Here is a 26,756-nt window from a genome sequence, read left to right on the forward strand (position 1 = left end):
GCAAAATGAATAGGAAGAAAGAGTGTTTGTTGATACGCATTGCCATTTAACCCTGTTAGATTTGAGTCCTTATGATGGGGATCTAGATCAAGCACTCGCACAAGCTCGACTTGCCGGTGTTTCAAAATTTATGGGAATCTCTGTTGATCTTGATGACCATATTAAACTGGCAGAAATTGCTTCCCGTCATGATGATGTGGGCTATACAGTGGGTGTGCATCCCTGTGAAGATGGTCATGTGATGGCACGTGCGACAACGGACTATTTAGTCGAACTAGCCCAATCCGAAAAGGTCTGGGCTTTGGGAGAGACAGGCTTAGATTATTATCACAGCACAGATTTTGTCGCTGAGCAAAAACAGTGTTTTGCTCGACATATTCAAGCATCAAAAATTGTGAAGAAGCCAGTGGTTGTACATACACGCTCTGCTAAGCACGATACAGTTGATATTATTCAAGCTGAACAATCTAGCCATGGCATATTGCATTGTTTTACTGAAGACTGGGAAACGGCAAAAGCAGTTTTAGATTGTGGCTATTATATTTCGTTTTCTGGCATTATTTCATTTAAAAATGCACAAGATTTGCGTGATGTTGCAAAACAAGTTCCATTAGATCGGGTACTGATTGAAACGGATAGTCCTTATTTGGCACCTATGCCTTATCGAGGAAAAACCAACGAACCTAAATATGTGCCGTATGTAGCAAAAGCCTTGGCTGATGTATATCATAAATCAGTTGAAGAGATTGGTGTGATTACAACACGGAATTTTGAAAATCTTTTAAATTTTAAATAAACGGTTTTATGTTGTATTAGGAAAGAGAGTTATCACGTGAAAATGGATCGTCAAGCTCAGTTTCGAGCACGAGAAGTATTAATTTTTCAAATCGCGGAGCAACTCCTATTAGAAAATGGCGAAGCGGGCATGACGCTTGATGCTCTTGCGGCTGAGTTGGATCTTGCGAAAGGTACGTTATATAAGCACTTTCAGAGTAAAGATGAATTATATATGTTGTTGATTATTCGCAATGAACGAATGTTGTTAGAAATGATTCAAGATATAGAAAAAAGTTTTCCTGAACATTTGGCTTTTTTTATGTTGCACCATCTGCATCATCCTGAGCGCACAGCGTTATTTCATCAGATAGAAGAGCGTTTATCTACGACAGCACAAGGTATCCAGCAGTTATTTAGTGAGTTGTATAAGATTCGTCGCCAACGTTTACGTATTATTATTCGCATGACGGAAAGTTATTTGCTTGATATTAATAGTGCGATGACGACCCGTGATTATTTAGCATCTATTTGGTCTTTGACCTATGGCGCGGCTGTGATCCTGAACTCAAGTTTTTATCAGCGTTATTTAGGTTCTAGAGATACATTACGAGTGGCTTACATTGAACAAGCTTTGGCGATGCCTAAGCAGCTTGAACAAGTTTCATCTTCGTGACCAATACAATGAAGTCTTCACTGAGGTCGCAACGAGCTTTTACCCTGATTGAGATCATGGTGGTGATTGTGATTATGACCGTCATGACATCGTTGGTGGTCTTGAATATTGGTGGTGTTGATCAACGCCGAGCGATGCAAGCCAGAGAAATGTTTATCCTTGATCTTAAGAAAATTAATAAAGAAGCCACAGATCAAGCGAAAGTTTTTGCATTAAATACCCAGAATGCAACTGATGTTGCACCATTTAGCTATAACCTATTTGAATATTACGATCAGAGTCATGAACAAATCCAACATGCGGATCGTATTTGGCAGGTTTATAAGGAGTTTAAACCTCGTCAGTTACCGAAAAATGTGTCTTTTAGCATTCAAAGTTTAGATACTGAAAATTATAAAAGAGCACAGAATGACGATCTGTTAGGTGGCAGGGCGCCACAACTGATTTGGTTTGGAAATGGCGAGGTAAAGCCTGTTAGAATCCAATTTTATTATGAGCAACGACCGATTGGACATGAGCTGTCGCTGGATCATTTGGGTAAAGTGAATGAAGAAGAATAAGGCTTTTACCTTACTTGAAGTCATGGTCGCACTTGCGATTTTTGCTGTGGCAGCAATTGCATTGACTAAAATTGCAATGCAATACACACAAGCAACGTCAAATGCGATTTTGCGGACCAAAGCTCAATTTGTTGCAATGAATGAAGTTGCGATGATGGAAATGAATAAAGAGTGGTTGGATGGAACGCAATCCAAGCAAGTTTCTTCGCAGGGCGAAACGTGGCAAATTGATAAAAAAGCCGAACCTACAATTAGTCCCAAAATACAACGTATTGAGTTACAGATAAGTTTGTTTAACGTCGATCAGGATAAAGTAGAAGCAGGTATTAGCAATATTGTATTTTTTAACTATCCTGAACAAGCGAAGACATGATGAAACATAAACAGCAAGCCTTTACCTTGGTGGAATTGCTGGTTGCGATTGCGATTTTTGCTGTGCTTTCGATGTTGGGTTGGAAGGTGTTTGACTATTTGCTGAAAGTCAAAGATCGTAATGCAGAACATGAAATGCATTTATTCGCGTTACAGGATGCTTACCAACAGGTTTTAAGAGATAGCTTACAAATTATTCCCTTGACTGCCAATGATGGACGACAACTACAAGCCGCTGTGCTGTTAAATGATCAAAGTTTTATGTTCAGTAAAGCTGGTGTGTCAGATCCATTGAAACAAGGCTTATCACCATACGAACGTATAGAATATCGTTTTGATGAAGCACAAAAAAAAGTATATCGCTTGAAATATGCAAATTTAAATATCCCAAATCGTGTGCAGCCGATCTCAAGTACTTTGTTGGAAAATGTTGATCAGTTTAAAGTACTGGTATTGAACCCTCAAGAATTGTCTGAGTGGCCAGAAAACACGGGTGATCCAAATAATGTGGATGAATTAAAAAAATTACCATTAGGTTTTAAAATACAACTCACGGTCGCAGGTACAGACTATGAGTGGATATATAGCTTGGTCAGTAAAAATCAGGGTGGTCAGTGATTGCTATGAAGACATATGCGTCTCAACGTGGTATTGCATTGCTTACGATCTTGGTTATGGTTGCACTTGCGACGATTCTTGCAGCAACCATCGCAAAACGACAAAGTAATAGTGTTGAGAATACAGGCTATTTGATGCGTCAAAATCAATCTTTGCTTTATGCTAAAAGTGCTGAGGCATTTTTCTCAGAGTTGCTAATACAAGATAGTGACAATGGTAACAATATTGATCATTTACAGGAGAATTGGGCCAAACCAATGCCATCATTTCCTGTTGATGGTGGTACTGTTCAAGGTCGTTTAGTGGATGAATCTGGAAAATTCAACTTAAATAATTTGGTAAAAGCAAATGGCAATGAAGTTGATGATTTAGCACGGCGTTGGTTTGAAAAACTTTTACAGCGTGTGGGTTTGCCTGCAGAGCTAAGCCAAGCTGTGATCGATTGGCAAGATACTGATGATGAAACAACAGGGGCTATGGGGGCTGAGAGTAATTATTATCAAGGATTAGATCCTTCTTATCTAGCTCCAAATACCAAATTTCATAGTGTTGAAGAATTGAAGTTGGTTAGGGGCTTCGAAGGGAAAAACTACGATTTGATTAAGCAATATATTACGGCATTGCCAGAACCAACAAAAATTAATATGAATACGGCACCTGCATTATTGCTCGCAAGTATTGATCCAAGCGTCGATGTCAATGCTGTAGAACAAGAATTAAAAACAAAACAAGCTGATTTATCATATTTCAATAATGTTGAAGATTTATGGAAGCTCAATGCTTTTTCAGGAATAGATCAGCAAAATAAGGCAGATGCGGCGACGTGGTTAGACAGTAAATCCTCTTTTTTTACTGCACAAATAGAAGTTGTTTTAAGTGAGCGGAAGCGTCAATTTAGCAGCTCAATGCATCGTCAAGATAAACAAGTTACAGTCTATTCGAGAAGTCTTGCTCCTTTTAAGTGATTAGATTGGATTATTGAATAGTCACAAGATTTAAATTCAATCCCAATGCTTGTTTTTTTGCTTTATAATAAAGCTTGTTTGCAAAAAAGATCAGCTTGGTGCATGTTAATTCGTAAATTATTTAAGTTTGAAAACGCTCATATCGTACGGAATTGTACATCGGATCGCTGTAAGCGTTCGATTCATGGGCATAGCTATAAAGTTGAATTATTACTAAAAGCGTCAAAGTTAGATCATGGGCAAATGGTTTATGATTTTGGGCTGCTTAAAGGCGTGATTAAAGAACTATTTGATAGTTTTGATCATGCGATTTGTTATTGGCAAAAAGACGATGCTGCGTATATTGATGCATGCAAAACCTTTAGCGCACGTTGGGTGGCTTTGCCTGTTTCACCATCAGCAGAACAATTTTCTCGTATTTTCTTTTTTCTTGCGCAACAGGTATTAAATTCAACAGTTACCCAAAATGGCGAAGGGGATGTTGAGGTTTATTCGGTGATTGTTCACGAAACTGATACGGGTTATGCACAAAGTTTTCAAGAAGATATTGATAATGAACAAATGGGCATGTTGAGCCTAGATCAAATCGTTTTCTCAGAGCAGGTTCAAAGTGAGTGGAGTGATCCACAAATGTATGAGCGCTTGAAAAAGGGAATCAGATTTCAAAACCCGAATGTAGAACTACAAGTTAATATTTAAGTACGTCCTCACTCAAGGGAGTGAATTTATTTCAAGGAATATTGATGCAATTTACTGAACAGCAACAGGACAAGTTAAGTAAAGTTCAACTGGATGAGTCATGGAAAGTCTCATTGTCCGAGTTTCTGCTCAGTCAGAAAATGGATCATTTACGCGCGTTCTTGCAACAACAAAGACTTGCTGAGAAGACGATTTACCCACCAAGCAAACATATTTTTAATGCATTAAATACAACGCCTTTGAGTGCAGTAAAGGTCGTGATTTTAGGTCAAGATCCATATCATGGTCCAAATCAAGCCAATGGTTTAAGTTTTTCTGTACAAAGAGGTGTTGCATTACCACCTTCTTTACGTAATATTTTTCATGAGTTGCACAGTGATTTGGCTGTGCCTATTTCTCGACATGGTGATTTGAGCAAGTGGGCAGCGCAGGGTGTGTTGTTGTTGAATAGTGTACTGACCGTAGAGGCAGGACAACCCACTTCACATCAAAAACAAGGCTGGGAAGATTTTACTGATGCTGTGATTGATGTGCTAAATGAGCAACGAGAGCATGTGGTGTTTGTTTTATGGGGTGCTTATGCGCAGCGTAAAGGACAACGTATTGATCGCAACAAACATCTTGTATTAAGCGCAGCTCATCCATCACCTTTGGCGGCAAACCGCGGTGGTTTTTTTGGCTGTAAAGTATTTTCTAAAAGCAATCATTATTTGAAACAACATGGCATTGAGCCTATAGACTGGCAATTGGACGCATAATGACTTCTCCTGATTTAAATAGCTATCATCCTGATTTGGTTATTGAGCAAGAAAAAAATGGTTGGCGAGTCATTCGTCTTAATCGACCAAAATCTTTACATGCATTAGATGAGTCTATTGTAAGTGCACTTTTTCGCGTCTTTGAACACTTTCATGATGATGAAAGTGTCAAAGCAATTTGGTTAGACTCAACTACACCTAAAGCCTTTTGCGCGGGTGGCGATGTGCGTAAACTTCGTCAACTGGTTGTAAATAATGAGGTTAATACTGCAAATAAATTCTTCGAGCAAGAATATGCATTAGACTTATTGCTTCACAATTATGCTAAACCGATTGTGGTATGGGGTGAAGGTTATGTAATGGGTGGTGGGCTTGGTCTATTTATGGCTGCACCATTTCGTTTGGTTACACCTTATTCACGTTTGGCTATGCCAGAAATCAATATCGGTTTATATCCAGATGTCGGTGGAAGTCGATTCCTTGCAGATCGAGGGCAAATTGGGCTATTTACGGGTTTAACTGGTTCAATTATGACTGCAGCAGGTGCATTTAGCATCGGCTGGGCAACTCATATTTGTGAAGCGCAGCGTGATAATGTCTTGCAAAAAGTCTTAAATGTAGACTGGAATCATTATCCAGCAGGTGCTTTCCGTGCCATTGATGACACATTAAATAGTCTTCACCGTCCGGTTGCCGCAGGTCCTTTGCAAAATTCGATCGATGTTATTCACAGTGTTTGTCGTGGTCAAAACTTTGAATTTGATTATCAAGCAATTATTGGGTTGAGTGAGGCAAGCAGTGATTGGTTGCGCCAAGCAAGTGAGAATCTGCAAAAAGGCTCGCCAAGTACGGCCGCTATTACTTGGTTGCTTTGGCAGTGGGGTAAACAAGGACATGCTTGGGATGAAGTTTTTGCGCTAGAAGCTCAGATTTCTGATTGGAAAATCCGTCATCCTGACTTTGTAGAAGGCGTACGCGCGCGCTTGGTAGATAAAGATCTTTCTCCAGAATGGAAAGCGACCGAGAACATCACCTTAAAAGATATTTTGTCTGATTGCCCTCCAGTGACCAATATTGATAGTTGGAATGCGTTATTAAGACAATACGGTATTATTGCTTAAGGCGTATGAGCGAAAATAATAGCAATGATGAATTTTGGATGCAGTTTGCTTATGAGCAGGCTGCATTAGCGGCTGCACAGGGTGAGATCCCTGTGGGAGCTGTTATTGTCAGCCAAGGTGAGATAATTGGGGTGGGCTATAATGCCCCAATTAAACTTTCTGACCCGACAGCACATGCCGAGATTCAAGCACTGCGTATGGCCTGTCAATCTATCAATAATTACCGCCTGCCAGATGATGCCACACTTTATGTCACGCTCGAGCCTTGCACCATGTGCGTGGGTGCTTTAATTCATGCGCGTGTTCAACGTGTTGTTTTTGCAACAACAGAGCCTAAGGCGGGTTCACTGATCAGTGCCCGTCAACTGCTTGAAAATGGTTATTACAACCATAAATTTGTCTTTGAACAAGGTTGCTTGCAAGCGCAATGTTCAACCCAACTTAGTGATTTTTTTAAACAAAGAAGAAGTGAAAAGAAGCAAAACCGTTTATCAAAAAACGTCCTAAAATGATTAAAAATGTCTTAGCTGTTATGGCAAACTAAGCCTCCGATGATTTTGGTTTAATCAAAAAGGCGAAACTATGCGTAATGCAATCACCATACAAAAAGAATTCAATGCACCTATTTCTGAGGTTTTTGACTTGTTGTCAAAACACGCGACTTATAATAAAGCGTTTGCACCGTTACAAGTGGTGCGAGTAAAAGACTCTGCCGATCCTGAACGTCCAGATGGTATTGGTTCAATTCGTCGTATGGGTTTTGGTCCAATTAAACCACTGCAAGAAGAAATCACGTTGTTGGAAGAAAACCAGCGCATTGAATACAAGTTAATCAATAATCCGTTGGTTAAGCACCATTTAGGGCAAATTGATTTCAAAGAAATCACCCCCTATATCACTTTGGTAACCTATAAGATTGAATTTACAGCAAAAGCACCTTTTGTAAGCAAATTAGTTCTTGCACAACTCAAAGCAGCGATTACACTAGGTTTTTCAAAATTAGCGAAATCAGTTGCTGCATAAGAGATGGGAATGACAGTTCATATTATTACGATTGATGGTCCAAGTGGATCTGGTAAAGGGACTTTGGCTGCAAAAATTGCTGCTCATTATCATTATAATTTATTAGATTCTGGCGCACTTTATCGTCTACTTGGGCTGTCATTGTTTCAACAAGGCTTGCTCGACCAATTAGATGTAAAATTAGAACAATGTATTGATTGTGCAATAAATTTAGATATTGAGTTCAAAACGACGGATACAGCTACACTCACCTTATTGGATGGGATTGATGTCACCAATACCATCAGGACTGAGCAGGTTGGCGAGTATGCGTCTAAAGTTGCAGTTGTTCCTGAATTGCGTAAAGCATTATTTGAACGCCAGCGTGCATTTATCCAAACGCCTGGCTTGGTTGCCGATGGCCGTGATATGGCGACATCGATTTTTCCAGAGGCTCAAGCTAAAATTTATTTGACGGCATCGGCTGAGTCTCGTGCAGAGCGCCGTGTAAAACAGTTGCAGGGCATGGGGCTTGATGCTAAAATAAGCGACATTTTATCTAACATACAGGCTAGGGATAAAAGAGATATGGAGCGTACAGTTGCTCCTCTTAGACCCGCTGACGATGCGTATGTCATTGATAGTTCTACAATAGGTATCAATGAAGTGTTTCAGTTGATGGTTGACTATATCAATAGCCGTATAAAATAGATACACAATTTTTTATCAGTTGAAGCATTGCTTGATCAGATTTTTTGGACAATGTAACAACTTAACTAAACCGGCCTTGTCTGATCCAAGACCGCGGACTTTATCAGGTATATCATGACCGAATCTTTTGCAGCCCTCTTTGAAGAAAGTGAATTAAACCTCAACGTTGAAAAGGGTGCAGTCATCCAAGGTACTGTTGTTAGTATCGATTCTGACTGGGTTACTGTTGACACTGGCCTTAAATCTGAAGGCGTTGTTGATCGTGCTGAATTTTTAAATGAACAACGTGAACTTGAAGTTCAAGTTGGTGATACTGTTGACGTAGTGGTTGAAGCACTTGACAACGGTATGGGTCAAACAGTTTTATCACGTGAAAAAGCAAAACGTGCTGAAACTTGGACTAAGCTTGAGAAAATCTTTGAAGACGGCGAAATCGTTACTGGTGTTATCTCTGGTAAGGTTAAAGGCGGTTTCACTGTTGACATCGGTCCTGTTCGTGCATTCTTACCAGGTTCTTTAGTTGACACGCGTCCTATCCGTGACACTACTCACCTTGAAGGTAAAGAGTTAGAGTTCAAAGTAATCAAACTTGATGCTAAACGTAACAACGTTGTTGTATCTCGTCGTGCAGTTATGGAAGCTGAATCTTCAGCTGACCGTGAAGCATTACTTGCTCAGCTTGAAGAAGGTCAAACAGTTACAGGTACAATCAAGAACCTTACTGATTACGGCGCATTCGTTGATCTTGGCGGTATTGATGGTCTTCTTCATATCACAGATATGGCTTGGAAACGTATCAAACACCCTTCAGAAGTTGTTGAAGTTGGTCAAGAAGTTACAGTTAAAGTACTTAAGTTTGACCGCGAGCGTAACCGCGTATCTTTAGGCCTTAAGCAATTAGGCGAAGATCCATGGTTAGCGATCATGAACCGTTACCCTAAAGGTTCTATCGTTAAAGCGCGTGTAACTAACTTAACTGATTACGGTTGTTTCGCTGAAATCGCTGAAGGCGTTGAAGGCTTAGTACACGTTTCAGAAATGGACCACACAAACAAAAACATCCACCCATCTAAAGTTGTTCAGATCGGTGATGAAGTTGATGTTATGGTTCTTGAAGTTGATGAAGAACGTCGTCGTATTTCATTGGGTATCAAACAAACTCGTGCTAACCCATGGGAAGAGTTTGCTAAAGCAAATGAAAAAGGCGAAAAAGTTTCTGGTACGATCAAGTCAATCACTGATTTCGGTATCTTCATCGGTTTATCTGGTGGAATCGACGGTTTAGTACACTTGTCTGATATTTCTTGGAACGAACAAGGCGAAGAAGCGATTCGTCGTTACAAGAAAGGCGACACAGTTGAAGCAGTTATCTTATCTGTAGATGCTGAAGGTAACCGTATCAGCCTTGGTATCAAGCAATTAAACAGCGACCCATTCAATGACTTCTTGGCTGCGAATGAACGTGGTGCTTTAGTTAAAGGTACTGTAACTGCAGTTGATGCTAAAGGCGCAACAGTTAAACTTGCTGATGACATTGAAGCGACTCTTAAAGCATCTGAAATCAACCGCGATCGCGTTGAAGATGCGACTAAGTTCCTAGAAGTTGGTCAAGAAGTTGAAGCGAAGATCATCAACGTTGATCGTAAGTCTCGCTCTATCAACTTGTCTATCAAAGCGAAAGACGAAGCTGAAGAGAAAGAAGCTGTGAACACTGTTCGTCAAGCTGCTGCAACTCAAACTGCAGAAAGCAATGGTCCTAAAACCATTGGTGACTTAATTAAAGCTCAAATGAAGTAATTTGTTAAAAGGTACGTTTCTTGTAACAGATACGTACTTTTTTATACAAAAATACTGTAAACGGTAGCGTAGTATTGATGTACTACGCTACCGTTTTGTATTTAAACAGGTTATTATTAAAAAACTGAGAAGTAGCAATAATTAAAGAGGTCATCAATGACTACTGAAGCACTTAATAAATCTGATTTAATTGAACGGATTGCACTTAAAAACCCACACTTGGCTGAACCATTAGTGGAAGATGCTGTAAAGATTATGATCGATCAAATGATTGAAGCACTTTCAACTGGTGATCGTATCGAGATTCGTGGTTTTGGTAGCTTTGCTTTACATCACCGTGAGCCACGTTTAGGTCGAAATCCTAAAACTGGTAAATCTGTTGATGTTGCGGCAAAAGCTGTTCCTCATTTTAAACCAGGTAAAGCACTTCGTGATGCAGTAAACGAAACCGCTGATTAAGAGTTGAGGTGTTTATGCGTTATGTATTAATTGCATTGCTCGTTGTTATTTTTGGCTATTCGCTTGCTTTAGTGCTTCAAAACCCAACAGAGCTGCCAGTAGATTTATTATTTACTCAAGTTCCTGCCATGCGTTTAGGTCTTTTGCTTTTATTGACTTTAGCATTGGGTGTTGTGGTTGGATTATTGCTGGGCGTACAGGTTTTTCGCGTTTTTCAAACGAGTTGGGAAATCAAGCGATTACGTAAAGATATTGACCATCTTCGTAAAGAGCAAATTCAACTTGCTCAGCAAGCTGCAGCAGAAGTTGCAGCCAGTGTGAGACATGAGAAAACGGTGATGGATATTAATCCAGAAAGTCAACCTCGTAATCCGCTATAATTTAAGATATTTCAAGTGCTTTAAAATCCAGCGATTTTACAGCTAAAAAAATAGCTCTTTATTTGATTAAAGAGCTATTTTTTTACTTTAAGGAAAGCCAAGATATTTTCATGTGGAACGTTTCTGCCGAGCAGATGTCGCTAAATCTATATTATTTGAACTGAGAGATAGCTGAAAGGTATCGTGGTGAGAAAGCTTTTTTCATTATGGATGCTTTCTTACTTTGTTCATTTTATTAATCATCTTATAATGAAGTGATTTTTATGTGATGGAACTAGATTCGTGAGTATTATTGTTGCCTTAGACGCAAAAAGCCAATTTGACGCCCTAACTATTGTAGATCAGCTTGATCCGTCACTTTGTCGTGTAAAAGTGGGCAAAGAGCTTTTTACTCGTGAAGGTCCATCTATAGTTAAAAACCTACAAGATAAAGGTTTCGATGTTTTCCTTGATCTAAAGTTTCATGATATTCCGAATACAACAGCGCAAGCTGTTTGTGCAGCTGCAGATTTAGGTGTCTGGATGGTCAATGTCCATGCATCTGGTGGCCGTAAGATGATGGAAACTTGTGTAGAGCGATTGCAGGCAGGAAATTATCAAACTCAATTGATTGCAGTGACTGTTTTAACCTCGATGGGACGTGAAGATTTACGTGATATTGGTTTGGATATTGAACCCGTTGAGCAGGTACAGCGTTTAGCAAAACTCACACAAGAAAGTGGTTTGGATGGAGTGGTATGTTCTGCACAAGAAGCAAAAATCTTACGTGAAATGCTAGGACAAGATTTTGCACTTGTAACGCCAGGTATCCGTCCTGAAGGTTCAAATGCCGATGATCAAAAACGTATCGTGACACCAAAACAAGCAATGCAAGATGGTTCTACGCATTTGGTGATTGGTCGTCCAATCACCAAAGCAGACAATCCAACCGAAATGTTAAAGTCGATTTTAGCTTCGATTTAAATCTATTCATGTATAGGCGAACTGTGTTCGCCTATCGAGTGATTGACGGATTAGCAAACTTCATCGCCATTATAATTTCAGATTTAGAAATAAGCTGATTAACAGTGGTGCAAGTAACGAAAGAATTAATCCGCTCATCATTGCATGTGGTATGTAATGCGTACCACATGATTGTTTGACCATGGCGAGTGTGACATCCATCGAGGTTGCACCAGCACTTGAAATTGCCGATCGTGGAAAACGCCAACCGAGACAATACATCAATATAATCGCAAAGATTTCTCTAAACAGATCAGTTAATAAGGCAATCCCACCGAGTTTGGCTGAGTGTAGTTCTGTGAATAAAATCCCAGACATTGAATACCAACCATAGCCTTGAGCCAAAGCCATCACTTCATTCAAGCTATAGTCATTGGATAAAATAAAATAGTTGAAAATAGAGGCTAAACACGAGCCAATGATGGCAGCAATTGGAACAAGCAAAATTTTCCAACTCAACCAACTGCGATCAAATTGTGTAAAGGCGAGCTCAATACCGATCAAGCAGATAAATATCAATAATAAATACCAACTATTAAATGTGATCTGTAGATTAGAGATATTTACAAGTGTGCCAAGTAGAATTCCGACACCCAATGCTAAAAAAGCTTTAGCAATATTTTTCAATGCATTGATGAATAGATGTAATGAAATTCTTCCTTGTACGCTTTGGCGATCAATGATTTTGTAGGTAATCAAACAAATGAAAAATGAGCCGATCGAGGTGGTAAATGCGATTAATACTGCAGGTGGTAAAATTGCAACAGGGTTTGGAATATGGTTCAACGCTTGGCTGAGTTCAAATGCAACACTAATTAATAGAACATAAGAAAAATAAGGCAGGATTTGAAAAACAAATCGCTTAATTTTTTGTGATAAGTGGGGAGCTAAGAAATAGCCTAAGCTTATTGCAATAAAAATTTGGAAAATAAGGACGACAGATTGCATAAAAAAAGCAGGTCACGAATAACCTGCTTATTATGAAGAATTATTGATTAGGCTGCATTGTTTTTTACATTTGCTGTTGTACTGATAAAATTATAATCAGCTACATTTACTTTACGGGTTTCTAACCAGAATCTCCAAGTGTAGGTTGGCCATAAAGAGAAGTTTTTACCATCAGCTGCTTGGTACCAACTACTACAACCACCAGCTTGCCAGACAGTACCTTTGAGTTGTTCTTGGACACGTTCGTTAAATTGATCCTGTACGTCGTGTTTGACTTCAATTGCTTGGGTGCCTGTTTTATCAACAGTTTGGATCAACTGAAGAATGTAATTCACTTGTGATTCGATCATGAAAATCACAGAATTATGTCCAAGAATTGTATTCGGACCCAATAACTGGAATAAGTTAGGGAAGTTCTTGGTGCTGATACCATAGTAACTTTCTGCGCCATCTTTCCATGCTTGTTTGAGTTCAATCCCATTGCGCCCAACACAATTGAAATGCTTTAAATAGATGCGTGGATCAGTGATAAAACCTGTGCCGTAAATTAAGCAATCGATTTGACGTTCTTTACCATCTTTGGTCATGATGCCATTTTCTGTGATTTCTTGAACGCCATCGGTAATTAATTCAACATTTTTTCGATTGAACGTTGGGAAGTATTTATTTGAAATCAAAATACGCTTACAGCCCATCACAAAATCGGGAGTCAGTTTTTTCGCTAATGCTTTGTCTTTGACTTGGAAGCGAATAAAGGCTTCTGCAAGTTTCTGACCATATTTCATGATCTGAGGCTGTACGATAGGCACAACGCGAGATTCATTGGTCCAGTACAAACGACTACGGTGAATTTGACGATAGAGATTGGATGCTTTAAATAATGTTTTACTCAATTTTGAGTATTTACGTTCATCACGAGGAATCACCCAAGCGGCAGTACGTTGAAAGACATAAAGCTGCTTAACTTCGGGTGCGATTTCAGGAATATATTGAATCGCACTACCACCTGTACCGATAGAGGCAACGGATTTACCGCTTAGATCGTAATCGTGATCCCATTGAGAAGAGTGGAAAACTTTACCTTTAAATTTTTCTATGCCTTTGAGATGTGGAACTTGAGGGACATGGAGTGGACCTGAAGCAAAAATAACAAACTGCGCTTCAAGCGTAGGTTGGTCTTTAAATTCTACTGTCCAGATATTACGTTGTTCATCAAACTCGGCATGTGTAACTTCATGATTGAATTTACAATAATCTTTCAGTTTGTATTGTTCAGTAATATCTTGAATATAATCAAAGATTTCATCTGCCTCAGCATAGCGCTTCGACCAGTCTGTTTTCGGTGCAAATGACAGGGAGTACATGTGTGATTGCACATCACAAGCAGCACCTGGATATTGGTTTTCACGCCATGTACCACCAACATCATTGGTTTTTTCTAAGATTACAAAATCCTTGATCTGGCTTTGTAATAGTCGAATTGCCATTGCTAAGCCACCAAAACCTGCACCAATAATTGCAACTTTAGTTTTTTGAATTGCATTCTGGTTTACATTACGCATAGTCCACGCCCTATACCACTAAATTTTGTGTCAGTTTAAAGGTTTTGGCGAGATTAAATATGATTGTATAGACGTAAAACTTGATCATTTCGGCAATTCATTTATATGTGTTTTTATAGTAAAACATTAAAGTTTTGAGAATTGTATTCAGAATTATGAAGAGATCTATCCTCGGATTGATGTATTTGATTCAAGGCATGCGCCATGTTGGTATTGATGTGGATGCACGTTTAGCAAATATGGGAATACAGGCTGATGCTTTAGATCCAAGTTCAATTATACCTGATGCAATTGAATGGGATATTTTGCAACATATTAGTCAGGATATTGCGCCAGAACAAGGTCTGTTCATTGGGCAGCATTATGCACTGGCTGGATACGGTCCTTTTCTCATGTTGATCGTTACCAGTGACACATTACATCATGCCTTGTTGAATGGCGTGCGTTTCCAACAATTAACCCATTTATTTGGTTCTTTACAGCTCGAAATTGACAATAAAGCGATTCATTTATTTTATCAACCTACTAATCTAGATACCCATTTAGGGCAGTTTAGAGCGCAATGTGAAATCTCAGGAACCTATAAGTTCCTACAAGATATATTTAAGATGATGGGACTCGAACCCCCCAATATTCAGATCGAACTGCCTTTTCAAAGACCCGATGATGTGCAACTCACCGCTGCATATCAGCAATATTATGGTCAAGATGTCAAATTTGGGTGTAAGCAAGCCGTATTTATTTTAGAAAATACGCAAATTTTGGATGTTAGTGTCCCTTCGGCTGATGCACTGACTTATAGAATGTATGAAGAAAAATGCCTACGTGACATAGAACTATTAGAGAAAGTTTCTGATTCAAAAGTGACGATCGTCGAATATGTCGAGGATTATCTAGAGTTGCAAAATGGAGTCATACCAACCATGACTGAAACAGCATATGCATTGAAAATTCCAGAGCGAACTTTAAGGCATCAATTGCAGCAAATGCAGACCAGCTATAAAGAAATTCGTGAAAGGCTGATAAAGCAAAAGGCAATAAAATTCATCGAAGGCAGCTCATATTCAATTGAACAAATTGCCGAAATGTTAGGTTATTCTGAGCCAGCCGCTTTCAATCATGCATTTAAAAGGTGGTTTGGACACAGTCCTCGCCAATATAATCGAAATCATTAAATGATTAAAAATGGTACATTATGATGTTTAAACCTGATGATAAATAAGCCTAAAATCTAATGTCTTTGAACTCAATGTTCGATATAATTTTCCTCAATTAAAATTGCAATAACACCTTATGTCAAATTCTAAACCAGACTCACATAGCACTGCGTATATTCCAACGTCACCTGCTGAGCGTTATGCTCAAGCAATTCAGTCAGGACAATTCATGCCTGATGAAGCTCAGGCTCAGGCAGTGCAAGAGTTAGATCGAGTATGGAAAGAGTTACTCACTCGCTATAAGGCTTCAAAAAAAGCATTTCGACGTTTCCGTCGTCAAACCTACCCTAAAGGTGTTTATATGTGGGGTGGTGTTGGTCGTGGAAAAACTTGGCTCATGGATCAATTTTATGAGTCAGTTCCATTTCGTCGCAAAATTCGAATGCATTTTCATCACTTTATGCAGCATGTACATAAAGAGTTAAATAAACTTTCAGGTCAGCGTAATCCTCTAGATTCGGTTGCTGATCAAATTTATAAAAATGCTGTGGTGATATGCTTTGATGAGTTTTTTGTATCAAACGTAACTGACGCAATGATTCTGAGTGATTTATTCCAAAAATTATTCGAGCGTGGCGTTACGCTGGTTGCAACGTCAAACATTGCGCCAGAAGGTTTATATAAAAATGGTATTCACCGAGATCGGTTCTTGCCTACGATTGAATTGGTACAGAAAAACTGTACAGTTTTGAATGTGGATGCAGGAATTGACTATCGTTTGCGGGTATTAAAACAGGCACAGTTGTTTAAGCACCCATTAGGTCATGATGTACAGTCTTGGATGTCAGAGCGTTTCCATGCTTTAACACAAACTCAGGTACAGTCAAACTCTCCGATCATGATTAACAATCGAGTAGTAGAGACTTTGGGACACACTGAAGACGTATTGTGGTGTGAGTTTTCGGAACTCTGTTTTAAACCACGTAGTCCTGCTGATTTTATCGAGATTGCCAATATTTATAATACGGTATTGGTAAGTGGTGTGCCGCATTTGACTGATTTCTTGTCAGAGGGAACACGTCGTTTCATTTATTTAGTCGACGAATTCTATGATCGCGGTGTGAAGTTATTACTAACCTCAGAAGATTCAATTATTGAGCTTTATGAAGGGGATAGATTGGCATTTGAAATTGAGCGGACGCGTTCAAGATTGTTAGAAATGCAATCGGATGAGTATCTAAATTCTGAGCATCGGCAAATTCAAATTGCAAAAACATCATAAATTTAAAAGGCATTCTTCGGAATGTCTTTTTTATAAATTTAGATAGAGAAAGCTTTATTCTTGGTTAAATTTTGCTATAACTAGGTAGGTTTTAGAATTGAGTGTGTTGCAAACTGAAACAGTAAGGACGTTATATATTTTATTTTTCTGGTAAGGTGTAAATTGATATTTGTCAATACCTTCTGCTTGGAAAATGCTTACTATTTAGGAATGTGATATTACTATTCAGGCTAGTATAAATCGGTATACTAGGTTTCTTGTTATAAAAAGTTAGCACCATCAGGAAAGACAATGACTGCACGTATTCAAAAAGGCAAGCTAGCGATTGCTAAAGAACTTTACGATTTCATCGAAAATGAAGCTTTACCAGGTTCTGGTTTAGACAGTGAAACTTATTGGAAAAACTTCGAGCAAGTCGTTGTCGATCTTAGCCCAAAGAACAAAGCATTATTGGCTAAGCGTGAAGAGCTCCAAGCGAAGATTGATGAATGGCATCGCAACAATAAATTTGAACTAAATGCATATAAAGCGTTTTTGACTGAAATTGGTTACTTAGTACCTGAAGTTGCAGATTTCCAAGTTACAACTGAAAATGTAGATGAAGAAATTGCTTTATTGGCAGGTCCACAATTGGTTGTGCCTGTACGTAACGCACGTTATTGCTTGAACGCTGCCAATGCACGTTGGGGCTCTTTATACGATGCGCTTTACGGTACAGATGTAATTTCTGAAGAAGACGGTGCGGAAAAAGGTAAGGGTTATAATCCAGTTCGTGGCGATAAGGTAATTGCATTCGCTAAGAACTTCTTAAATCAAACTTTCCCATTAGCGCAAGGTTCACATGCGGATGCGACCAAATATGCGATTGATCACAATCGTTTAGTCGTCACTTTGAAAGATGGTTCTACATCATCTTTAGAGCATGAGTCTCAGTTTGTTGGTTTTAATGGTGATGCTGCCAATCCAACGGAAATCGTTTTATTAAATAATGGCTTACACGTTATCATTGATATCGATGCAAATAGCCCAGTCGGTAAAACTGACGCTGCTGGTGTTAAGGATTTAACGCTTGAAGCTGCGATTACAACGATTCAAGATTTAGAAGATTCTGTTGCCGCCGTTGATGCAGAAGAGAAAGTTGAAGGCTACCGTAACTGGTTAGGTTTGATGAAAGGCGATCTGCAAGAATCAATCGAGAAAAATGGCAAAACCGTTACTCGTGCGCTGAACAAAGATCGTACCGTTCAAAACTTAATTGGTGGTACCACAACATTACATGGTCGTTCACTCATGCTACTTCGTAACGTTGGTCACTTGATGACAAACCCTGCGATCTTGGTTGAAGGTGAAGAAGTTTTTGAAGGTATTATGGATGCTTTAGTGACGCCATTACTTTCAATTGCAGATATCCGTGGTCAAAACGAGAACAAAAACTCTCGTAAAGGTTCGATGTATATCGTTAAACCAAAAATGCATGGTCCAGAAGAAGTTGCATTTGCAGTTGAGCTATTTGAGCGTGCAGAACAAGCACTTGGCTTACCAGCAAAAACACTCAAAATCGGGATCATGGATGAAGAGCGTCGTACCTCTGTAAACTTGAAAAACTGTATTGCTGCCGCTAAAGACCGTACAATTTTCATCAATACTGGCTTTATGGACCGTACAGGTGATGAAATTCACACCTCTATGGAAGCTGCGCCAATGGTACGTAAAGAAGCTGTTAAAACACAAAAATGGATTGCATCTTACGAAAACCGTAACGTTGCGATTGGTTTAGTTTGTGGCTTACAAGGTAAAGCACAAATTGGTAAAGGCATGTGGCCAAAACCAGACAGCATGAAAGACATGTTAGCAACCAAGACTGCACATCCAAATGCTGGTGCGACTTGTGCATGGGTTCCTTCACCAACAGGTGCGGTATTGCATGCAATGCATTACCATCAAATCAATGTAAAAGCACGCCAAGATGAGTTAGCTGCTGAAAACATGTTGTCTTTAGATGACTTGTTAACACCTCCTTTCGCGCCTGAAACAAATTGGACGGCTGAAGAACTGAACAATGAACTTGAAAATAACTGTCAAGGTATTCTCGGTTATGTTGTTCGTTGGGTTGATCTTGGTGTTGGTTGTTCTAAAGTTCCAGATATCAACAACGTTGGTTTGATGGAAGACCGTGCAACATTACGTATTTCTTCTCAGCACGTTGCAAACTGGTTACGTCACGGTATCGTAACGCGTACGCAAGTTGAAGACGTACTGAAACGTATGGCGGTTATTGTTGATCAACAAAATGCGAATGATGCGCTATATACACCAATGGCACCAAACTTTGATGGTATCGCTTTCCAAGCGGCTTCAGACTTGATCTTTAAAGGTGCAGAGCAACCTTCAGGTTACACAGAGCCATTGTTACACGCTGCGCGTTTAAAATTGAAAGGTTATACAGGTGATTAATCTCATCTAATCCAAAGAGCCTCTACGGAGGCTCTTTTTTATGCATATTAATTTGTAGAGGGGAATATAGGGTTAACAGAAGTACGGGATAGATGATGTTGGCGAGATAATGAATATGAAGTAATTGTTAAAAACACGAAACATAATACAAATGAAATATTTGCTATAATTCATTCTAATTTGATCATTCAGTCGAATCGTAACGATGTCTCATATTTTAAAATTAGATGCTTTAAAGCAAGCACAAGTTTCTACATCTCCATATCCATACTTTGTTGTGGAAAACTCGATAGTAGACGAAGAAGTAAAAGCCGTCATTCAAGATTTTCCAAAGATTGAACAAGGTGGAAGTTATAATATAGAAGATGTAGAGATCAAACCCAACTTTGATCGTTTTTTAAAATCATTAGATAGTAAAGCGTTCCGCCAAATTTTGACTGAAAAATTTGATGTAGATGTGATGGAACATCCAATGATGATTACGTTACGTGGTTATTCTCGTCAAAAAGATGGGCGTATTCATTCTGATTCTAAGACCAAGTTATTGACTATTTTGATTTATTTAAATGAATCGTGGGATGCACCTACGGGTCGTCTTCGTATTTTAAATGATGAAAAGAACATGGATGATTATGTCGAAGAAATTAATGCTGGTCCAGGCACGTTGGTTGCTTTTAAAGTGACTGATAATGGTTGGCATGGCTATGTCCCTTATGAAGGACAACGTCAATCGATCCAAATCAATTTTTTAACCAGTGATAAAGCCAATGCCAAACATCGTTTTGTACATGGTTTAAGTGCGAAATTGAAAAAGTTATTTAAATAAGCTTTGAACAAAGTGAGGAGGTGAGCAGACCTCCTTTTTAATATCTTATTTTGAGCGTTGTATGATTAAGTGATCTTATGTGTGCTAATTATAAACCTTTGACTATTGAACAAGCGAAGCAACTTGAACTTCCGCTTATTCCTTTTGAATATGCGGATGAGGTTTATCCAAGTTATAAGACTCCTTTATTGTTTAAATCGGCACAAGGTTTGGAGTGGCGTGAGGTGTTATTTGGGCTAGTGCCTAAATGGTCTGAAGATACCAATATCACGAAGCATACTTATAATGCGCGGCACGAAACAGTTTTTCAAAAGCCGAGTTTTCAAGAAGCGGCATCTAAGTGTAAGTTTGGCGTTATCCCAGTCTCAGAGTTTTATGAAAGTAAATATATTGATCATAAGCCGCAAAGATGGGGAGTTCGCCGTAAAGATGGCAAAGGTTTTTTTATTGCGGCGCTTTATGAGATTCGAAAATTAAATGATCAGATTATTCGTTCTGCAACGATGTTAACGATGGATGCAATTGACCATCCAATGATGAAAGACTTTCACGAACCAGGTGATGTAAAACGATCAGTTGTGGTTGTTCCTCACGATCGTTTAGATGAATGGCTGAGTTTGAAACAACCGAATCAACTCTTCGATTTTATGCAAGGTTTCCCTGTAGAAGAATTTGAATGTTCATATGTGCCTAAGGCTAAGATAGAAAAAATCACACCACAGTTAAATATGTTCGATGCATTCTAGCGTTTTATCATCCAAATAAAAAAGGCTTCTAATCGAAGCCTTCCTCGCTAAGCAAAAATCAACGCGCAAGATTTTTAAACATAAGCTTTAAAATTTCCATGGTTTTTTCAATTTGAAGGGGCGTTAAGCCATCAAAAGATTGTTCCAAAATAACAGAAGTTAGATCATTGATTTTGATGACCATTTCCTTGCCTTTATCGGTTAAATAAACGCGGGTAATACGGCCGTCATCTTTACAAGAGTAGGTTTCGATGTAACCTTCATCTTTCAAGCGATAAACAATTTTGGTTGTAGTAGACATTTTTGAAATGACCATATCCGAAAGTTCGGAGACGCTTGCATGAGGTTTAACTTCTAATGCAATTAAAATACGACGGCGAGAGTTGTCTAAACCATATTTCTTGAGTACGTTGTCAATATTTTGAACGTACTGAGAATTTACTTGAGAAATCCAATAGTATGGAAAATCTTCTAGCTTAAATGATTCGGCTGTAGGTAAAAAACGCGCATATTTCTTTGTCATTTACTTCTTTCCCATGCTTGTATATCGAGCAATATAGCGTCGCTCTTAGATTCCATGAAATGTCTACAATTTATCTGCTAAAAAAACCTTTTCTGATTTTTTTATCATTTCATTGATAGCAAATCTACCAAAGATAATTATGAAACTATCTTTATAAATGATTAAGGGAATTATCACAAAATTCACATAAATTTGTAATGAATAATGTATTTCCTGAATCATTTTATTTCAGTGATATTCCTACAATTTTGCATTTCTGCTCATTTGTAGAGTAATCGTATTGTAGGAAAAAAATACGCGTTTTGACGTGACTTTTTTATAAAAAATTCTGTCTAAAATGTCATAAAAATACAAAATCATTATATTTATAAAATAAATAATCGTTAAATATATAAAAAATACATGTGTTTGTTTTAATCATTTGGTTAAAATTTGATGGAAAAGAAGTGATAAGTAATGTTGAATAAATACATGCTTTATCACACTTTATAGCAAGGAGACTTGAATTTATTACTTTAAAAGTGTTATTTATTAAGATTTTCTAATCAATAATATTGTTGGATAAGAAAAATTAATTGATAACACAAGAAATAAAAAGTCATACCTAGCAAATCGCAGCCATCAAAACACAATAAAAAAACGCATCTAAACTGGATTACGCGTTTAGATGCGGAAAGTGTGAATCTAAAAGAGGAGATAGATGGAGAGGATTAGACTGTTAATTCATTTTCAATAATAGGCCATAACTTCTGATGTGATTTTTTAAACATTAACATATGCCCAATCTGCTTATAGCCATGTTGTTGAGGTTTTAGCTCAATTAATTTGGTTTTGGCATTTGGATATAAACCTAAGAGCTCTTTGACGTTTGCTTGAGTAGCAATCTCATCATCAGTAGCCCAAAATGAAGTAATAGGGCATTGAATTTCCTGATGATAATCTTCAAATATGGTTTTACCCACTGCGTTCATGACATAACCCGGTTTACTACAAAATTCCGCCCATTGCTTCGCCACATTTCTGGGTAAATTTTCGCCCATTCCGATAAATTGTGTTGCACCATAGCCTTTGATAAAGCTAGAGAGTGGAAAAATTATATTAAACATAACGGGTGCTAAAAATTTGGTCTTGCCTTTTAATCCTTTTACATGTCCAGTAGAACCTGCAATTGCGACTACTTTAGCGACTTTGTCATAGTTAGGGTTAATACCAAGTAGCTGTCCACCAGCACTGTGCCCAATGATGATTACTTTCTCAGATTGTGTTTGATGCAATAAGCTGTCAACTGCTGCGGGGATATCTAAGATTCCCCAATCGTTAATACTAGCCGTGGAGTTTTTCAGCGGCTCATGTAGTGATTCTCCGATTCCTCTAAAATCAAAACTCAGAACAGGATAGCCTCGTTGGCTTAACCATTCAGCGAAAGAATGATAGAACGTTTTAGTAATGCCTGTTGCAGGGCAAATCAAAATTGGATAATTTTTGCTGTCAACTTGTGCTGGATAAAATTGGGCAGCCAGTTGATAGCCATCTTTACAATCGATCCAGCATGATTCATAGGTATTCATTTGAAAATACTCTTGTAATTGCATCTTTTTACTTTACCTGAGTTCTAAAAAGAAACTCGATTAAAAAATGACTGCAAAGTCAATTTTTAGGTAATATAGGTGCGCATAATAAATCATATTTATATTGGGGAGATGAGATGTATGTTTTGAGTAGCGCGACACAAATTGCGATTGTGTTTAGCGGGATTTTTTTATGGGTTGGTATGCTGACAGGGGTTTGGAAGTATTATCAGATTAGAAAAACAGAACAAGCACGAGCTCATTATTATGTAGATATTGCCCATCGGAGTAGTCTACTTTATGCGGCTGCAAGTCTAATTCTTGCTGTTTTAAGTCACTTTACTGTTTTATCAGCGTCTATCGCTTTGTTTTGTGTCATTGCCAATTTATTCTATTTTGCGATGTCTATTTTGACTTATATCATCCATGGATTTTTAAGAGATACCACCAATCAATTCAAACAACCACATCAATTAGGTCGGTGGACACTTCCTGCTTGGGTAATGAGTTTAATTATGTTGAGTTTAATTATTGTTGAACTAGGTGCGACAGCAGTATTGGTATTTGGAACCATCGCTAAATTTCTGTACTAAAAAAATGGATGATTACTCATCCATTTTCCTTAAAGATTTTATTTTACGTGCGAGGCTGAGCTGTCGGAATTTTTGATCAACGACTGCCCATACACAAAACGCTAATGAAACAATCAGTGCGTAAATAAAATATTCAGGTTTCAAGTTGCCTTTAATTGTACCCTGAAATAAGAGTGTAGCCATTAATGCAAGTGTGGTAATGGCATAAATAATTGAGTCATTGGTCTTCAGAGTGTTAATGAAGACTTGCTTGTTGAAATGTGTTGATAACATCTCCATCCCTCCTTGTCTTAATGACAAAACCATGTGATTTTGTCGGAATTGTTATTAAAGTTGTACTGCGATTTTCTCTTTATTTCAATAGGTAAATCTATAATTTTTTTGAATAAGTTTATATTGGTATTGATTGTTAAGGCTTTTTAGTATTCTTAATGTGTATTGTTGGTATTTTTTGTTAAATATCAACTCCATTTTTTTACATTTTGAAAAATTTAGCACTGCTATTCATCTGTGCAAATTGGGGATTCGGGTATGAAAAATGCGATGTTTAATGTTTAGGTAAGAATAATTTGTCGTAAACAAAATACGTCCATTGGGTAAAGGAACATTTTTTGTATAGCTAAAATCATGTTTGGGTAAAACACTATTTTAACGACAAGTTATTTTATCTTTTTGTTGCTAGCACTCGATCCACGATCATTGCAATTACAAGAATGATTAAAGATGGAAGTAACCATGCAAGATTTTGTTCATTTAAGGGTAATTGCTCAATGAATGTAGGTAAGTGGGTACCAAAGCCTGCTGCTTTAATGGCTTCGATGATACCAAAAAGGAAAGCAACACCAGTCACTGAACCGACGACAATAGAGGGCTTATTCCAATACTTCCAAAAAAAGCTCAGCATAATCACCACAATTGCAGGTGGATAAATTGCGCTCAAAACTGGAATTGAGAAGGCGATCAATTTGGTTAAGCCTAAGTTAGAAATTAATAGTGAAAACCCTGTGAGAATAAACACCAACAATTTGTAAGGTAGACCAGTCAACTCAGTGAAGTATTCGGCACATGCGCAGGTTAAACCAATTGCTGTCACCATACAGGCAAGGAAAATCAAACCTGTGAGGAAATAAGAGCCATAATCGCCAAATGCGTGCTGTACATAGGCATGCAAAATAATTGCACCATTGTCTGCATTTGCAGCGACTTCATGGCTACCTAAACCAAGCTTAAATAAGCTGACATAAACGAGAGTAAGGCCTACACCCGCGATCAGACTTGCGATGATGGCATACTTGGTTATGAGTTTAGTGTCGGTTACGCCACGAGACTGAATCGCTTGAATGATCACAATACCAAAGACTAAAGCGCCTAACGTATCCATGGTCAAGTAACCACTGACAAAACCTTCTGAAACTGGACTAGCCACGTAGTTATTGATGGGTGGTGAGATCAATCCAGTCGGTATGGCAAATGCAGCAATACCGAGTATTGCCAACGCAATAATTTTTAATGGTGCAAGTACATGACCTACAGTATCTAAGAGTTTGTTTGGGTAAAGCGAAATAGCCGTAACAAAAGCAAAGTAAATGATACTGTAAATAAAAAGGCTGCTGCTTGATGTTCCAAAGTAAGGCGCAAAGCCAATCTCATAGGAAACAGTAGCGGTGCGTGGGGTTGCAAATAGTGGCCCTACAGTTAAATAGCAGACGATTGTAAGCAATAAACTGGCAAAACGTCCGAGTGGTGAGCTGATATTTTCAATTGAACCTTGGGTGCGAGACAAGGCCATGATGGTAATAACAGGAAGACCAACTGCGGTGATTAAGAAGCCAAATGCAGCAAGCCACACATGTTCACCAGCTTGCTGGGCAACAATGGGAGGAAAAATAATATTGCCAGCACCAATAAACAGTGCAAAGGTCATAAAACCTAAAGCAATAATATCTCCTGTACGGAGTTGGTTCATAAAAGAGGGGAGTTTAAAATAAAAGTGCGAATTTTAGAGCATAAGTGCGGTCATTTGAAACTAATTTATGTGAAAGTTGATTTATTTTTGGCTAAAAAGACCGCATTAGAACTTTAAAGTGTTATGCCTTAATTGAATTTGTTAAAAGCCAGAGCCGGTATCATGTGTGCTATCGTTTTTTCCTGTGATCATAATTGAAATTAAATGTAAAATAAAAATGCCGTTTTAGTCATAAAATGATTGAAGATTTGATGGTTGAAGCGTACAACTATCTGAAATACACAATGCAATACTTGATCTGCATTTTTCGAATTAATTTGTTTTTTTATAAGGAATATCTCGGATGAGAGCTTCTACTGTGACCATTAAAACAGAACAAGATATTGAGAGATTACGTATCTCAGGTCGTTTGGCGGCACAAGTATTGGAAATGATTGGTCCTTATATAAAGGCTGGTGTTTCAACTGAATATTTAGATGATATCTGTAATGATTATATCGTTAATACATTACAAGTTATTCCTGCCAATGTTGGCTATCACGGTTTTACCAAAACCACCTGTATTTCAGTCAATGAAGAAGTGTGTCACGGAATTCCTTCTGCGAAAAGGCTTTTGCAAGATGGTGATATTCTAAATATTGATGTTGCGGTCATTAAAGATGGTTATTTTGGTGATACCAGCCGTATGTACTTTGTGGGTGAACCTGCCTCGGAAGCAAAAAAATTAGTCGAAACAACCTACGAGGCGATGCTAGCGGGTATTCATACGGTGAAGCCAGGTGCGACATTGGGTGATATTGGTCATGCAATTCAATCCGTTGCGCAACGTGAAGGCTATAGTATCGTGCGCGAATACTGCGGTCATGGGATTGGACGTGTTTACCATGAACAACCGAATATCTTGCATTATGGTCAAAAAGGTCAAGGCATGGTATTAAAAAAAGGAATGGTTTTTACCATTGAGCCGATGGTCAATGCTGGAAAGCCACAGATTAAAGAGTTAAGTGATGGTTGGACGGTGGTCACCCAAGACAAATCACTATCAGCGCAATGGGAACACATGGTCGCAGTTACTGATGATGGTTTTGAGTTATTGACCCCGTGGCCGAATGGAACAGGTCATTATCCTAGTATTTAATTATGGGGCTGTACTAGATAAGGTTTAAATTTTAGTCCAAAACCTCAAAGTTTTTAGTTGTTGTCGAGGACTACCATAGTTAAATCTAAACTCACATTC

At 38.3% G+C, this 26,756-nt stretch carries 29 protein-coding genes and 1 pseudogene; 23 read left to right on the plus strand and 7 right to left on the minus strand.

The features are described from left to right. Positions 1–22: 22 nt before the first annotated feature. From MMO38_RS14630 to pyrF, 16 genes are all read left to right on the plus strand, one after another. Positions 23–796, plus strand: a complete 774-nt coding sequence (locus tag MMO38_RS14630; protein ID WP_241324006.1) for a TatD family hydrolase — start codon at positions 23–25, stop codon at positions 794–796. A gap of 42 nt (positions 797–838) precedes the next feature. Next, positions 839–1,450, plus strand: coding sequence for a TetR/AcrR family transcriptional regulator (locus MMO38_RS14635; protein WP_171063481.1), 612 nt, complete (start codon positions 839–841; stop codon positions 1,448–1,450). A gap of 8 nt (positions 1,451–1,458) precedes the next feature. Further along, positions 1,459–2,010 (plus strand): type II secretion system protein, encoded by a 552-nt coding sequence (locus MMO38_RS14640; protein ID WP_241324007.1) that lies wholly within the window; start codon positions 1,459–1,461, stop codon positions 2,008–2,010. Then, complete coding sequence (gspI, locus tag MMO38_RS14645) at positions 1,997–2,383, plus strand: type II secretion system minor pseudopilin GspI (RefSeq protein WP_004671386.1); 387 nt, start codon at positions 1,997–1,999, stop codon at positions 2,381–2,383. The genes MMO38_RS14640 and gspI overlap by 14 nt, the downstream gene beginning before the upstream one ends. Continuing rightward, complete coding sequence (gspJ, locus tag MMO38_RS14650) at positions 2,383–3,000, plus strand: type II secretion system minor pseudopilin GspJ (protein WP_241324016.1); 618 nt, start codon at positions 2,383–2,385, stop codon at positions 2,998–3,000. Before gspI ends, gspJ begins: the two co-directional genes overlap by 1 nt. A 5-nt stretch (positions 3,001–3,005) precedes the next feature. Further along, positions 3,006–3,965 carry a type II secretion system minor pseudopilin GspK gene (gspK, locus tag MMO38_RS14655; protein ID WP_241324008.1) on the plus strand — a complete coding sequence of 320 codons (960 nt, stop codon included), beginning with the start codon at positions 3,006–3,008 and terminating at the stop codon, positions 3,963–3,965. 102 nt (positions 3,966–4,067) lie between these two features. Then, positions 4,068–4,664: a 6-carboxytetrahydropterin synthase gene (locus tag MMO38_RS14660; protein ID WP_005197174.1), complete on the plus strand. Its 597-nt coding sequence runs from the start codon at positions 4,068–4,070 to the stop codon at positions 4,662–4,664. A 44-nt stretch (positions 4,665–4,708) separates the two neighbouring features. Then, a complete protein-coding gene (ung, locus tag MMO38_RS14665) occupies positions 4,709–5,422 on the plus strand; it encodes a uracil-DNA glycosylase (protein ID WP_004671382.1) in 714 nt (237 codons plus the stop codon). Further along, positions 5,419–6,543: an enoyl-CoA hydratase/isomerase family protein gene (locus MMO38_RS14670; RefSeq protein ID WP_241324017.1), complete on the plus strand. Its 1,125-nt coding sequence runs from the start codon at positions 5,419–5,421 to the stop codon at positions 6,541–6,543. The genes ung and MMO38_RS14670 overlap by 4 nt, the downstream gene beginning before the upstream one ends. A gap of 5 nt (positions 6,544–6,548) precedes the next feature. Beyond that, positions 6,549–7,055, plus strand: a complete 507-nt coding sequence (gene tadA, locus MMO38_RS14675; RefSeq protein ID WP_004671379.1) for a tRNA adenosine(34) deaminase TadA — start codon at positions 6,549–6,551, stop codon at positions 7,053–7,055. 70 nt (positions 7,056–7,125) lie between these two features. Next, on the plus strand, positions 7,126–7,566 hold the full coding sequence (locus MMO38_RS14680) for an SRPBCC family protein (protein WP_004671377.1): 441 nt from the start codon (positions 7,126–7,128) through the stop codon (positions 7,564–7,566). Between the two features lie 9 nt (positions 7,567–7,575). Continuing rightward, a complete protein-coding gene (gene cmk / locus MMO38_RS14685; RefSeq protein WP_241324009.1) occupies positions 7,576–8,256 on the plus strand; it encodes a (d)CMP kinase in 681 nt (226 codons plus the stop codon). Positions 8,257–8,370: 114 nt separating this feature from the next. Continuing rightward, positions 8,371–10,053, plus strand: a complete 1,683-nt coding sequence (gene rpsA, locus MMO38_RS14690) for a 30S ribosomal protein S1 (protein WP_005197163.1) — start codon at positions 8,371–8,373, stop codon at positions 10,051–10,053. Between the two features lie 156 nt (positions 10,054–10,209). Beyond that, on the plus strand, positions 10,210–10,512 hold the full coding sequence (locus tag MMO38_RS14695; RefSeq protein ID WP_004671373.1) for an integration host factor subunit beta: 303 nt from the start codon (positions 10,210–10,212) through the stop codon (positions 10,510–10,512). A gap of 14 nt (positions 10,513–10,526) precedes the next feature. Then, positions 10,527–10,892 carry a lipopolysaccharide assembly protein LapA domain-containing protein gene (locus MMO38_RS14700; protein ID WP_004671371.1) on the plus strand — a complete coding sequence of 122 codons (366 nt, stop codon included), beginning with the start codon at positions 10,527–10,529 and terminating at the stop codon, positions 10,890–10,892. Positions 10,893–11,174: 282 nt separating this feature from the next. Beyond that, positions 11,175–11,855, plus strand: a complete 681-nt coding sequence (pyrF, locus tag MMO38_RS14705; protein WP_004671369.1) for an orotidine-5'-phosphate decarboxylase — start codon at positions 11,175–11,177, stop codon at positions 11,853–11,855. Between the two features lie 69 nt (positions 11,856–11,924). Here pyrF and MMO38_RS14710 read toward each other — a convergent pair whose 3' ends face one another. Together MMO38_RS14710 and MMO38_RS14715 are read right to left on the minus strand one after the other, a co-directional pair. Beyond that, a complete protein-coding gene (locus MMO38_RS14710; protein WP_005197155.1) occupies positions 11,925–12,842 on the minus strand; it encodes a lysine exporter LysO family protein in 918 nt (305 codons plus the stop codon). Between the two features lie 47 nt (positions 12,843–12,889). After that, positions 12,890–14,404 carry an NAD(P)/FAD-dependent oxidoreductase gene (locus tag MMO38_RS14715; RefSeq protein ID WP_241324010.1) on the minus strand — a complete coding sequence of 505 codons (1,515 nt, stop codon included), beginning with the start codon at positions 14,402–14,404 and terminating at the stop codon, positions 12,890–12,892. Positions 14,405–14,559: 155 nt separating this feature from the next. Between MMO38_RS14715 and MMO38_RS14720 the strand changes: the two genes are divergently transcribed. The 5 genes from MMO38_RS14720 (at position 14,560) to MMO38_RS14740 (ending at position 20,869) form a co-directional block, all read left to right on the plus strand. After that, a complete protein-coding gene (locus tag MMO38_RS14720; RefSeq protein ID WP_241324011.1) occupies positions 14,560–15,579 on the plus strand; it encodes an AraC family transcriptional regulator in 1,020 nt (339 codons plus the stop codon). Between the two features lie 118 nt (positions 15,580–15,697). Continuing rightward, positions 15,698–16,843, plus strand: a complete 1,146-nt coding sequence (gene zapE / locus MMO38_RS14725; protein ID WP_004671365.1) for a cell division protein ZapE — start codon at positions 15,698–15,700, stop codon at positions 16,841–16,843. Positions 16,844–17,134: 291 nt separating this feature from the next. Beyond that, positions 17,135–19,297 (plus strand): malate synthase G, encoded by a 2,163-nt coding sequence (locus tag MMO38_RS14730; RefSeq protein ID WP_241324012.1) that lies wholly within the window; start codon positions 17,135–17,137, stop codon positions 19,295–19,297. A 205-nt stretch (positions 19,298–19,502) separates the two neighbouring features. Further along, a complete protein-coding gene (locus MMO38_RS14735) occupies positions 19,503–20,123 on the plus strand; it encodes a 2OG-Fe(II) oxygenase (RefSeq protein WP_004671363.1) in 621 nt (206 codons plus the stop codon). 77 nt (positions 20,124–20,200) lie between these two features. Then, a complete protein-coding gene (locus MMO38_RS14740; RefSeq protein WP_241324013.1) occupies positions 20,201–20,869 on the plus strand; it encodes an SOS response-associated peptidase family protein in 669 nt (222 codons plus the stop codon). Between the two features lie 58 nt (positions 20,870–20,927). Here MMO38_RS14740 and MMO38_RS14745 read toward each other — a convergent pair whose 3' ends face one another. Continuing rightward, positions 20,928–21,392 carry a MarR family winged helix-turn-helix transcriptional regulator gene (locus MMO38_RS14745; protein ID WP_004671360.1) on the minus strand — a complete coding sequence of 155 codons (465 nt, stop codon included), beginning with the start codon at positions 21,390–21,392 and terminating at the stop codon, positions 20,928–20,930. Between the two features lie 710 nt (positions 21,393–22,102). Further along, complete coding sequence (locus tag MMO38_RS14750) at positions 22,103–22,960, minus strand: alpha/beta fold hydrolase (protein WP_241324018.1); 858 nt, start codon at positions 22,958–22,960, stop codon at positions 22,103–22,105. Positions 22,961–23,097: 137 nt separating this feature from the next. Here MMO38_RS14750 and MMO38_RS14755 point away from each other — a divergent pair, with 137 nt between their 5' ends. Next, positions 23,098–23,553 carry a hypothetical protein gene (locus tag MMO38_RS14755; protein WP_005197142.1) on the plus strand — a complete coding sequence of 152 codons (456 nt, stop codon included), beginning with the start codon at positions 23,098–23,100 and terminating at the stop codon, positions 23,551–23,553. A 12-nt stretch (positions 23,554–23,565) separates the two neighbouring features. Here the strand turns inward: MMO38_RS14755 and MMO38_RS14760 are convergent, their stop codons facing one another. Together MMO38_RS14760 and brnQ are read right to left on the minus strand one after the other, a co-directional pair. Next, a complete protein-coding gene (locus MMO38_RS14760) occupies positions 23,566–23,826 on the minus strand; it encodes a hypothetical protein (protein ID WP_005197139.1) in 261 nt (86 codons plus the stop codon). A gap of 391 nt (positions 23,827–24,217) precedes the next feature. Further along, positions 24,218–25,519 (minus strand): branched-chain amino acid transport system II carrier protein, encoded by a 1,302-nt coding sequence (gene brnQ, locus MMO38_RS14765; RefSeq protein WP_004671355.1) that lies wholly within the window; start codon positions 25,517–25,519, stop codon positions 24,218–24,220. 343 nt (positions 25,520–25,862) lie between these two features. Between brnQ and map the strand changes: the two genes are divergently transcribed. Next, positions 25,863–26,657, plus strand: a complete 795-nt coding sequence (map, locus tag MMO38_RS14770; protein ID WP_241324014.1) for a type I methionyl aminopeptidase — start codon at positions 25,863–25,865, stop codon at positions 26,655–26,657. A 24-nt stretch (positions 26,658–26,681) separates the two neighbouring features. Here map and MMO38_RS14775 read toward each other — a convergent pair. Further along, positions 26,682–26,756 (minus strand): annotated as a pseudogene (locus MMO38_RS14775) (IS1595 family transposase); the annotation flags it as partial.

This window comes from Acinetobacter sp. NIPH 1852, from assembly GCF_022549455.1.
Classification (GTDB): Bacteria; Pseudomonadota; Gammaproteobacteria; order Pseudomonadales; family Moraxellaceae; genus Acinetobacter.